The sequence below is a fragment of the Streptomyces sp. NPDC051940 genome (genome assembly GCF_040680895.1).
GTDB lineage: Bacteria > Actinomycetota > Actinomycetes > Streptomycetales > Streptomycetaceae > Streptomyces.
Map to the genome: position 1 here is coordinate 1 of NZ_JBFAXR010000199.1, position 10,732 is coordinate 10,732.

The window sequence follows — 10,732 nt, forward strand, 5'->3', positions numbered from 1 at the left end:
AATCCGAGATGATACGCCAAGTTAATGTATTTCAGAGGTGTGATTTTCCGATCTGAGGGGGCCGGAGAAGGCGGGCGCGGTGGTCGGACGGGCCGGCGGGCCCCGCACCGGATGTGTCCGGTGCGGGGCCCGTATCGGAGCCCTCAGTGCCTTGGGGTGGGGGCCCTCAGTACCTTGGGTGCGGGGCCCTCAGTACCTTTCGCTCTTGTTCTGGTTGATCTCCTCCAGGATCTGGATCCCGGCGCTGTACCGCCCGGCCGAGCCCGCGTTCAGCGGCAGGGCCAGCGTCGCGCGTACGAACAGCGCCGCGTCACGGACGTCGGTCAGACCGTACTTCGCGGCCGTCTTCGACGAGATGTCCGTCGAGGCGTTGATCCGCCGCGACGCCAGGTTCAGGTACGTCGCCAGCAGCTGCGACGTCAGCTGCTGCGCCTGCGTACCGCCCTGGCCGAACACGTACGCCGCCTCGGCGGCCGACAGCCTGCCGTCCGGAGTGGAACCGTCGGCGCCGTCGAAGCGCTGGTCGGTCGCCTGGATCCGGGCGAGGAGTTCGGCCGTCCAGAGCTCGGGGTGGTTCTTCCAGAAGCCCTGGCTCAGCGGGTCACGGCTCGGGGCGACCTCGGTGATCGACGTCGTCTGCGACGCGGTCACCGGGCTGTACGTGCAGCCGTTGGCGTTGGTGAAGGTGATCCGCGCGCTGTTCGCGACCGAGTCGCCGCCCACGAAGAGCAGCGAGGGCCGCGCGGTGTACTCGATCACCTGTGCTCCGGAGCCGCCGTTCACGGTGCCGACGTTCCAGGTGAGGGTCGTCGTACCGTCGGCGTTGCGGGTCACGTCGTCGGGCTTCGGGCCCGAGCCGGTGTCCAGCGCGGCGCTGTAGTACACGTCCGCCGGGAGCGTGTCGGTGACGACTGCTCCGGTGGCGGCGCCGCTGCCCGTGTTCGCGTAGCTGAGCCGGTACGTGACGGCCTCGCCGCTGTTCACCGACGACGTGGCCGTCTTGGCCAGCGTCAGCACGGGCGCGTGGACCGTCGTCTGCACCGAGTCGGAGCCGGACACGGGGTTGCCGATCAGGTCCGTCGCCGTGGCGGCGGCGCCGTTGGTCAGCACCGTGCCGTCGGCGACGGTGCAGGCCACCTCGTGGCTGGCGGTGCGGATCGCCGTGTTGCCGGCCTGGATGGTGCCGAGTTCGAACTCCACCTTCGACGCGTCCGGCTTGGTGTCCGTGAGCGCGGCGCCCAGCGCCGGGCCGCGGCCGGTGTTCTTCACGTTGAGGACGTAGTCCAGCGTGTCGCCGGGGATCGCGTCCGCCGGCCCCGTCTTGTCGACGCTCAGCACGGGCTTCACGAGTCCGGCGAGGTAGTCGCGCGCCTCGGCGATCGACTCCGGGTCGGGCTCGTCCGCCACCGAGGCGCCGGCTGTCTGGAAGTCCGGGATCGTCCGGAACCCGTAGAAGATGTTGCTCCAGTCGTCGAAGCCGGGCAGCGGGGTGAGCTTGTTCGTCTCGCCGGGATCCCGGGTGCCGTTGTTGTTCGTGTCGTTGAAGTCGTTGTTGACGTTCGCGGAGACGTTGTTGGTGGGCGGCGGCCCGCACGAGGCGCCCGTCTGTCCGCCGGCGCCGTCCCAGTCGACGCCGCCGAGCCCGAGGCCGATGCCCGCGCACTCGTCGAGCCCGGGCGGGTTGACCTCGTTGAGGGTCGCCAGCGGGGCACGCGAGTAGTCGCAGCCGCCGGGGAGTCCGCCGACCGCGGGGACCAGGCACGCCTGGGTCTGGGCCTGGATCACGGCGGGGCCGGTGCTGATGGCGTAGTTCATCACGCTCAGGTAGTTCGGCTTGTTGTTGAGGTTGTCGCCGCCGCCGTGGCGCAGGCCCAGGACGTGCCCGAACTCGTGCATCAGGGTGCCCGCCTGCTGGCTGCGGCTGCCCACGGAGAAGCCGGCCGCGTCCTGGCCCCAGCAGCTGCCGCCGCCCACGCGGGTGCCGCCCAGGGTCACCATGAAGTTGACGCCCGGGATTCCCTTGGCCTGCCCGGAGGTGCAGTCGTTCGCCGCCCGGCGGGCGTTCGTCTGGTGGCCGAAGATGGCGTACCGGAAGACCAGGTCCCGGCGGCGGTCGAAGTTGGCGTTCTTCAGGGTGAAGAAGTCGGTGCCGGCGCCCGCCGCGTCGAAGTTCTGGATGATGGTGTTGCCCGGCTCGTTGATCCGGCTGCCGCCCCCGCCGTAGTTGCCGTAGCTGCCGGTGGTCCCGCCGGCCGCCGCGCCCGCGCGCAGCACCCGGGTGTCGCCGCCCGGCGGATCGCCGTTGACGTCGCCGATGTCGACGTGCAGCTGGATGCCGAGGCTGCCGTCCGTGTTGGCGGGGGTCGCGTTGGCGAACGCCTGCACCACGTCCCGTACGGCGTTCGGGATCGGGCAGTGGGTGTGCACGTTGCCCGCCGTGGTGTCGCGCAGGCAGTCCAGTTCGAGGAACAGGTCCTTGCGGTTGACGTTCGCGCCCATGGCCGGCAGGTCCACGTCGACGGTGGCGTCGCCGTCGGGGTTGAACCCGTTGCGCTCCCAGCCGTCGAGCATGAAGTCGCCGTCCTTGTCGCCGCTCGCCGAGTCGACGCTGATGTCGAAGCAGACCTTGACGGCCTCGCCGCCGTCGCCGGTGACACAGCTCGACGGCCAGTCCACGGTGCCGGTCCAGCGGCCCGTGTTCAGATTGACCGTGAACGTCGCGGACTCGCCCGCGCCGGACTTGACGTCCAGCTGGTCGTCGTTGGACTCGAAGACACCGGTGTCGGTGCAGAACGGGTCGTCGCAGTCGTCGTGGTCCCAGACCGACAGCGTCAGCGAGGTGGTGGGCGAGCTGTCGTCGGCGACCGTGACGTTCTTGGTGATCGCCCAGAAGGGCGTGACGTTGTTGTCGTCGTCGACGTGGGTGTCGAAGCTGTTCCCGTCGTCCATGGCGCCGCCGCCCACCTCGACACCGGCGTAGAAGTCCGGGTCGCTGCGGAAGTCGCCGTCCAGATCGTCGCCGACGCCGTCCACGCTGGTGATCGTGATGGTCAGCGGAACCGTGTGCGAGGCGGCCGCGCGGACGGCCCCGAGGCCGACCACCCACAGGAGCGCGAGCAGCCCGGCCAACGGCATCATCAGCACGCGTCTGCGCGTGAGTACGGCCATTGTTCCTCCCCCCGCGGGGCGATGCCCCCACCCCGCATCTGCCTTGTGGAACGTTTCCTCCCAGGAGTAGAGGCGCCCGGGGCCCACGGCAATCCGGCGATTCCCTAGCGTTGCGGACCGCCGGTGGTCGCTGACCAATCCGACCCCGCCGACAGCTCCGAACACCCGGTCGACGGAGGTCTTCGGCTCCCTAGCGCGGGCAGGTACCAGTCGTGTGGATCAGGATGCTCGGCCCCCTCCAGGTGTGGACCGGTACGGCCTGGACCGGGATCCGCGCCGCCCAGCCGCGACTGGTGCTGGCGGTCCTGGTGGCGGAGCGCGGGCAGAGCGTGTCGACGGAGCGGCTGGTCGACGAGGTGTGGGGGGACACCCCGCCGCGCACCGCCGTGGGCACCGTGCAGGTGTACGTGATGCGCCTGCGCCGCCTGCTCCAGGGCTCGCCCGTCGTCCTGGCGACCCGCGGGCACGGCTACCGGCTGGTCGCGGAGGACGGTGCCGTCGACGCGGCGCTGTTCGAGCGGGGGGCCGAGGCGGGCCGCCGCACCATGGCGGCGGGGCAGACGCGGCACGGGGTGGATCAGCTGGCCGGCGCGCTGGACCTGTGGCGGGGCCGGCCGTTCGCCGACGTACCGGTGAGCCGGACGGTGGCGGCGGAGGCGGATCGGCTCGAGCAGCTCCGGCTGGACGTCGCCGAGGAGCGGTACGGCGCGGTGCTCGGGGTGGGTGGGGCGGCGCTTGAGTTGGGTGGGCCGGCGCAGTTGGTCGACGAACTCGCCGCGCTGGTCCGTGCACACCCCTTCCGGGAGCGGTTGCACGCCCTGCTCATGGACGCGCTGTACCGGTGCGGGCGCCGCGCCGAGGCGGTGGCGGCGTACCACCGGCTGCGCAGTGTCCTCCTCGCGGAGCTGGACCTGGAGCCCGGGCCGGAGGTGCGCCGCCTGTACGAGACCATCCAGGCCGACGGCCAGGCCCAGCCGTCCGTGGACGCCTCCCGCCCGGCCGGCGGCGTACCCGGGTTCGTCGGCCGGCGCGGCCAGCTGGCGCAGCTCGACTCCGCCCTGGAGGCGGGCACTTCCGTGGTGGCGATCGAAGGCATGGCGGGCGTCGGCAAGACGGCGCTCGCCGCGCACTGGGCCCACCGGGTCCGGGACCGGTTCCCCGGCGGGGTGCGGTGGCTCGACCTCAGCGGCCACGGCACCAACGGCACGGCGCGCGGATCCGCGCCGCCCGGCGGCCGCTCACTGCTGCTGCTCGACCACGCCCGCGACGCGGAGCAGGTCCGCCCGCTGATCTCCCGGACGCCGGGCTGCCTGCACGTGGTGACCAGCCGCGGGCCCCTCGACGGTCTGGGCGACCGGGCGGCGGGCGTCGCCCGGATCCGGCTCGACGTGCTGAGCCCGGACGAGGCCGGGAGGCTGCTGGAGCATCTCGTCGGCGTGCTGCGCGTCCGCGCCGAGCCCCGGGCGGCGGCGGAACTGGCCCGCGCCTGCGCGTACCTCCCGCTGGCCCTGCGGCTGGCGGCGGTCGCGGTGGCGGGGAACCCGGGCCAGAGCATGGCCGACTGCGCCCGGCTCCTCACGGCCCGTCCTCGATCGTGAGCACCGCCTCCTCACGGCCCTGCCTTGATCGTGAACACCGCCTCCTGCGGCCGCTGCTCCCCCGCTCCCGCGATCCTCAGGTGTACGACCCACTGCCCCGTCATCCCGAACAGCAGCCCCTTGGCCTCGTACTGTCCGGGTCCCACCTCGCGTGCGGGCAGCACCTTGCCGTCCATCCCCATCTCGGGCATGGCAGCGCGGACGTCGACCCGCGTCGCCTCGACGGGGCGGCCGTCCGTGCCGTCGACGCGCACGGTGGCCGTACGGCGTCCCGGCGACACGTCGTCCAGCTCCAGCCGCACCTGGTAGTCGTCCGTCCGGGCCTCCAGCGTCACGGACTTCGGGGAGGTGTTCGCGCCCACGACGATCACCGCTACGACGGCGGCCAGCGCGCAGACCACCGCGATCACGAGGCGCCTGAGAACCCGGGGCCGCTTCGGCTGCGGGCCGGCGTCGGGGTCGGGGTCCCACTCCGGCCGGCCGTCGTCGGGATCGGGATCCCACGCCGCCGGGCCGACGCCGGGACCCGGTTCCGGCGGCACCGGTCGGTCCGGTCCGGTCTGTGACATCGCCTGTCCTTCCGGGGTTTCGCCGTGTGCGGATACGTGTCGGCCGACCGTACGCACCACCGCCAAACCGGCCCTGAACGCTCCCGGCTCCGGCGGCGGCCGGATTCAGAGCGGGTTCAACGGCCCGCCCTACGGTGCGGGTCGATGCCATCGCCTTCTCAGAAGGAGGACATATGGAGACCTCGCCCGCCCTGGCGACAGGGTTCCTGCCCGGCGACCTGATGATCGAGGAGCTGGAACCCCGGCTCGAGTTCAGCATGCCCCCCTGCGACTCCCCCGTGGACTGCAGCGTCTGCTACGTGTGGAGCGACGATCCCGACTTCCCGGTCGTGATCGCGGAGTGGGGGAACTGCAGCTAGCTCCGAGAGCCGCCGGGCGGAGCTCCGCCCGGCGGCCGTCGCTCTGGGGACGGGACACAGGAATGCGGAACACCGCGAAACCGCTGTACGGCCGGCCGATGGACGGCACCACCGACCGGCGGGAGACGTACGTCGTGGAGACCGGCGACGGCGGCTGCGTCCGGATCTCCGCCACCGCCCACGAGATCCTCGCCGGGTTCGAAGGCGGCGCCACGGCCGCCGAGATCGCCGGCGGGCTGAGGGCGCGACTCGGCCGCGAGGTGACCGCCGCCCAAGTCGAGGCGGCGCACCTGCAGTTACGAAAGAGGCTGGCCGCGGTCGGCCGCCAGGAGACCCGTCGCCGGCCGTTCGGCCTGTGGTTCCGCGCCCGGCTGCTGCCCGCCCCGACGGTGGACCGGCTGTCCCGGCTGATCTCGCCGCTCCTCCATCCGGTCGTGGCCGCTGTCGGGATGCTGCTCGTCGTACTCGCCGTCGTCGACGCCCTCACCGGCGGCCTGCCGGGGCAGGGCGGCACGATGGGCTCCGGCGGGTACGCCCCGACCCTGGCGCTGATGGCCCTGTCCATGCTGGGGCACGAGCTGGGCCACACGAGCGCGGCGGCGCGCTACGGTGCCCCCGCCCGGGAGATCGGTTTCGGTCTGTACATCGTCTACCCGGTGTTCTTCAGCGACGTCACCGGGGCCTGGGGCCTGCCCCGCCGCCGCCGGCTGGCGGTGGACGCCGCGGGTGTGTACGTCCAGTTGCTCATCGGCGCCGGCTATCTGCTGGCGTACCGGCTCACCGGCTGGGTGCCGCTGTTCGTCGCCGCGGTGATGATCTTCTTCGTGGCGGTGTTCGTGCTGCTGCCGGTCTTCAAGTTCGACGGCTACTGGCTGCTCACCGACCTCCTCGGCGTGGTCAACCTGTCCCGCCAGGTCCGCCGGGTCGCGGTGCACCTGGTGCGCCGGCTGCGCGGGCTGCCGGACGATCCGCTGCCGTGGCCGCGCCGGGTGTCGGCGATGGTGCTCGGGTACGGCGTACTCGCCGTCTCCTACCTGGTCCTCTTCGCGGTGACCCTGGCCAGGGTGGTCCCGGAGCTCGCGGCCGGCTACCCCGCCCGGCTGGCGGCCCTGATGCGCGATCTCTACGTCGCGCCGCACACCCCCGCGCCGGGGCGGCTGGCGAGCCTGATGGGGCCGACGTACGTCCTGCTCGGGGTCTCCTTCGCGGTGCTGGCGGTGGTGCGGGGCGCGGTCCTGGCGACACGCGCCTCCCGCCGGCGGCGCGAGGCGGCCCGGCCGCGCTCCTCCACCGCAGGCACCGCCGCCCCTCACCGTACGGAGAAAGAGGTGCCTCATGGGTAAGGTCCGCGCGCTCCTGCTCACCCTCACCGGCGCCCTGCTGCTGGCGGCGGGAGCCCTCGCCGCCCCGGCCGCGGCGCACACCGGGCTGGAGGGCAGCGATCCGGCGGACGGCGCCGCCCTCTCCGCCGCCCCGCAACGCATCACGTTGACCTTCAACGAGCCGGTGCGGGCGGCGTACACGCGGCTGTCGCTGACCGTCGACCGCGGCGAGCCGCTGGCCGTCGGGAAACCGGCGGTGTCCGGGGGGACGGTGACGCTCGCGCCGCCGAAGGAGGCACCGGCGGGGCGCTGGACCGTGGGCTACCGGGTGGTGTCGGAGGACGGGCATCCGGTGTCGGGCACGGTCTCGTTCACGGTACGGGAGGCACCGTCGACGCCCAGCCCGCAGGCGTCGCCCACGACGTCCGGGCCCGCCCCCGACGCGCAGGCGTCGCCCGAGACATCGGAGCCCGCCCTCGGGGGATCCGGTCCGGGCGGCGGGCGCGCGGACCTCGCGGCGCACGAGGACTCCGGCCCGGCCGCCCGCACCCTCCTCGTCGCCGGAGCCGGGACGGCGGCGGGGCTGGGCGGCCTGGCGGTCGCGGCGGCACTGCGCCTGCGGGCACGACGCCGCGCATGACGACGGGCGAACTCCCCCGGCACCGCCCCGCGCTGGCCCTCGGCGCGGGGCTCGCCGCCGCGGCGGCCGCACTGGCCGCGGCGCTGATCGCGGCTACGGGGAGGACGCGGCCGGTGCCCGGTATCGCGGGCGCGGGGCGGGTCACCGACTGGGGCCTGCCGGTGGCGCGGGCGGCCGCGGACGCGGGGGCGGTGGCCACGGTGGGGGCACTGCTGCTGGGCGGCGTCCTGCTGTCCGGGCCGCACGCCGTACGACAGCGCGCCGCGCGGTGGGCCGGTGCGGCGGCGGGGATGTGGGCCGTGGCGTCGGCCGCGGTGGTCGCGTTCACCCTGTCCGACCTCGTGGCCCGGCCGGTGTGGTCGCTGGACGTGGCGGCGGTGGCGCGGTTCGCGACCGCCGACCCGCACGGCCGCGCCCACGCGCTGACCGCCGCGACCGCCGCGCTGCTCGCGGCCCTGTGCCCACTCGCCCGGACGCGAGCCGGAGCCCGTTGCGCACTACTGGTGGCGCTCGCGGCCGTACTGCCGCCGGTGCTCTCGGGTCACTCGGCGGTGTCGGGCCACCGGGGCTGGGCGATGGCGGCCCTGGGCCTGCATCTGTGGGGCGTGTCGGTATGGATGGGCGGGCTGCTCGCGGTGTTCGCCGTCGCGGTACGCGCGGACGCGGCGACCGCGGAGGCGGTACGCCGTTTCAGCCCACTGGCCGCGATAGCACTGGCAGCGGTCGCAACGAGCGGCGCGCTGAGCGCAGCACTGCGCCTGCCCTCCACGACAGCCCTCCTGACGACGAGCTACGGCACCCTACTCCTGGCCAAGACAACCGCACTCGCCACCCTGACGTGGTGCGGCCACCGCCACCGCACACACACGCTGCCCGCCCTGACCCGCGCAGACCGCCGAGCCTTCATCAAACTGGCAGCCGCGGAACTCACACTCATGACCCTGACCCTGCCCCTGGCAGTCACCCTCTCCCGCACACCGACCCCCAGCTGAGCGGTCCGGAACTCACCACGCCCCGTGGGCCGTTGAGGCGCATCCGCGCCGAGCCCGGAAGCGCCCAGCGTCGTAGGCACGCGGTCTTGCCCCTGCACCCCCGTCAGGTTAGGTTCTTCGGGCCCCCCGACTCGGCGTGTTCGCACGCTCTTCGAACGGGGGAACCATGCTCGGACACCGGATGCGAAGAAGGGCCGCGCTGGTCGCGGCGGCGCTGGTCCTGGGTGCCTTCAGCGGGCTCGCGCAGGCCCATGACCAGCACGGCACCGAAGGCGGGCATCTGCCCGCCGGGAACGCGAACGTCGACCTCGTCGCCAAGCTGCGGCTGAAGAACGTCACCGAGGCCTCGGTCGCCGACGTCGGCGTCTTCCGCGGTTACGCCTATCTGGCCGCCTGGGCCGGACTCGACTGCGGCAGCAACGGCGTGCACGTCGTGGACGTACGGCAGCCCGCCGCGCCGAAGGAGGTCGCCTTCATCGGGGCCCAGCCCGGCAGCTTTCCCGGCGAGGGCATCCAGACGGTCCACCTCGACACCCCGTACTTCGACGGCGACGTCCTCGTCACCAACAACGAGCGGTGCGGCGGGCCGAGCGGCTTCGGCGGCATGAACCTGTACGACGTCACCGACCCGCGGCACCCGACACCGCTCGGCGAGGGCATCGGCGACCACACCGTCCCGGGCCAGGGCAAGAAGGACGCCCACGACATCCACAGCGTGTTCGCCTGGGACGCGGGCGACAAGGCGTACGCCGTGATCGTCGACAACGACGAGGAGAAGGACGTCGACATCGTCGACATCACCAACCCGAAGCAGGCGCACGTCATCGCCGAGTACAACCTCGACACGCTCTTCCCGCAGATCCTCCAGAGGACGCCGGTGTCCCTGGTGCAGGTCTTCCTCCACGACATGGTCGTGAAGGAGATCGACGGCCGCCAGATCCTGCTGGCCTCGTACTGGGACGCCGGCTTCGTCAAGCTCGACGTCACCGATCCGCTGGACATCCGCTACGTGGGCGACACGGACTACGCCGCCTCGGACCCCGAGGCCGCGGCCCACGGCCGGGACGTCGCCCCCGAAGGCAACGCCCACGAGGCGGAGTTCACCCGCGACGACCGCTATGTGATCGGCACGGAGGAGGACTTCCGGGCGTACTCGCCGAGCGGCCGCAACGAGACCGACGGCAGCGCACTGCACGTCAGCCAGGGCGCGTCGTTCCCGGAGCTGGAACCCGGGCAGACGCTGGCCGGCGGGACGGTCTTCGTGGGGGACGGCTGCGGAGGGGCCGCCGTTCCGCCCGGTGACCCGGAGGCCGTCGACATCGCGGTGGTCGAGCGCGGCGCCTGCGCGGCCTACGAGGCGGAGTACGCCGTGGAGGGGGCGGGCGGTCACGACGGCGTGCTGTTCGTCAGCGGCACCGGCGCCGGCGGCTGCGACCTGGCCGACCGCGTGCGGACCTTCGGGGAGCTCCCCACCTTCGGCTTCGTACCGAGGAGCGAGGGCTTCGCCCTGTTCGACCAGCCGTACGACAACGCGGCGTGCCTGGCCGGCACCGGGCCCGCGCGGATACCCGTCACGCCCGGCACGCACGGCGACCGGGTGTCGTTCACGCCGCAGTTCGACGGCTGGGGCTACGCGCACCTGTACCGCAACGAGAGCGGCAAGATGACGGAGCTGGACACGTACGCGATCACCGAGGCCCAGGACCCCGCGTACGGGCACGACTTCGAGTACGGCTCGCTGACGGTGCACGAGGTGGCCACCTCGCACCAGCGCGACGACCTCGCGTACTTCTCGTACTACGCGGGCGGGTTCCGGGTCGCGAAGATCGTCGACGACCGGCTGACGGAGGTCGGCCACTACATCGACGAGGGCGGCAACAGCCTCTGGGGCGTCCAGGTCTTCGAGTCCGGCGGCCAGGAGTACGTGGCGGCCTCGGACATGGACTCGGGGCTCTACATCTTCCGCTACACCGGTTCCGAGTAGTCCGCGACGCGGTGGGGGCCCCGGGGGCCCGGGAGCCCCCCGGCCGGCCCCCCCCCCCCGCGGCGCGGCGAACGACTCGCGCGCCCGCGCCCCCCCCCCC

Annotated in this window: 8 protein-coding genes; 6 read left to right on the forward strand and 2 right to left on the reverse strand. The window is 73.1% G+C overall.

What is annotated here, in order from left to right; all coding sequences use genetic code 11:
• Positions 1-189: 189 nt before the first annotated feature.
• Positions 190-3,168, reverse strand: coding sequence for a hypothetical protein (locus AB0M28_RS38280; RefSeq protein WP_365415080.1), 2,979 nt, complete (start codon positions 3,166-3,168; stop codon positions 190-192).
• 224 nt (positions 3,169-3,392) lie between these two features.
• On the opposite strand from AB0M28_RS38280, the gene AB0M28_RS38285 reads away from it, so the two are divergent.
• Entirely contained in the window at positions 3,393-4,766 is a 1,374-nt protein-coding gene (locus AB0M28_RS38285; protein WP_365415082.1) for a BTAD domain-containing putative transcriptional regulator, read from the forward strand.
• A gap of 11 nt (positions 4,767-4,777) precedes the next feature.
• On the opposite strand, the gene AB0M28_RS38290 is transcribed toward AB0M28_RS38285, so the two are convergent.
• Positions 4,778-5,335: a FixH family protein gene (locus AB0M28_RS38290; protein WP_365415084.1), complete on the reverse strand. Its 558-nt coding sequence runs from the start codon at positions 5,333-5,335 to the stop codon at positions 4,778-4,780.
• Between the two features lie 173 nt (positions 5,336-5,508).
• Here AB0M28_RS38290 and AB0M28_RS38295 point away from each other — a divergent pair, with 173 nt between their 5' ends.
• The 5 genes from AB0M28_RS38295 (at position 5,509) to AB0M28_RS38315 (ending at position 10,632) form a co-directional block, all read left to right on the forward strand.
• Positions 5,509-5,694 (forward strand): hypothetical protein, encoded by a 186-nt coding sequence (locus AB0M28_RS38295; protein WP_365415086.1) that lies wholly within the window; start codon positions 5,509-5,511, stop codon positions 5,692-5,694.
• Positions 5,695-5,756: 62 nt separating this feature from the next.
• Positions 5,757-7,037, forward strand: a complete 1,281-nt coding sequence (locus AB0M28_RS38300) for a hypothetical protein (RefSeq protein WP_365415088.1) — start codon at positions 5,757-5,759, stop codon at positions 7,035-7,037.
• Positions 7,030-7,656, forward strand: coding sequence for a copper resistance CopC family protein (locus AB0M28_RS38305; protein ID WP_365415090.1), 627 nt, complete (start codon positions 7,030-7,032; stop codon positions 7,654-7,656). Before AB0M28_RS38300 ends, AB0M28_RS38305 begins: the two co-directional genes overlap by 8 nt.
• Positions 7,653-8,648, forward strand: coding sequence for a CopD family protein (locus tag AB0M28_RS38310; protein WP_365415092.1), 996 nt, complete (start codon positions 7,653-7,655; stop codon positions 8,646-8,648). Before AB0M28_RS38305 ends, AB0M28_RS38310 begins: the two co-directional genes overlap by 4 nt.
• A 181-nt stretch (positions 8,649-8,829) precedes the next feature.
• Positions 8,830-10,632, forward strand: coding sequence for a hypothetical protein (locus AB0M28_RS38315; protein WP_365415094.1), 1,803 nt, complete (start codon positions 8,830-8,832; stop codon positions 10,630-10,632).
• Positions 10,633-10,732: the final 100 nt, after the last annotated feature.

Coding starts and splice junctions, on each gene's coding strand:
- AB0M28_RS38285 (WP_365415082.1), top strand. CDS start 3,393: ATGCTCGGCCCCCTCCAGGTGTGGACCGGTACGGCCTGGACCGGGATC.
- AB0M28_RS38300 (WP_365415088.1), top strand. CDS start 5,757: ATGCGGAACACCGCGAAACCGCTGTACGGCCGGCCGATGGACGGCACC.
- AB0M28_RS38305 (WP_365415090.1), top strand. CDS start 7,030: ATGGGTAAGGTCCGCGCGCTCCTGCTCACCCTCACCGGCGCCCTGCTG.
- AB0M28_RS38315 (WP_365415094.1), top strand. CDS start 8,830: ATGCGAAGAAGGGCCGCGCTGGTCGCGGCGGCGCTGGTCCTGGGTGCC.
- AB0M28_RS38295 (WP_365415086.1), top strand. CDS start 5,509: ATGGAGACCTCGCCCGCCCTGGCGACAGGGTTCCTGCCCGGCGACCTG.
- AB0M28_RS38310 (WP_365415092.1), top strand. CDS start 7,653: ATGACGACGGGCGAACTCCCCCGGCACCGCCCCGCGCTGGCCCTCGGC.
- AB0M28_RS38280 (WP_365415080.1), bottom strand. CDS start 3,168: ATGGCCGTACTCACGCGCAGACGCGTGCTGATGATGCCGTTGGCCGGG.
- AB0M28_RS38290 (WP_365415084.1), bottom strand. CDS start 5,335: ATGTCACAGACCGGACCGGACCGACCGGTGCCGCCGGAACCGGGTCCC.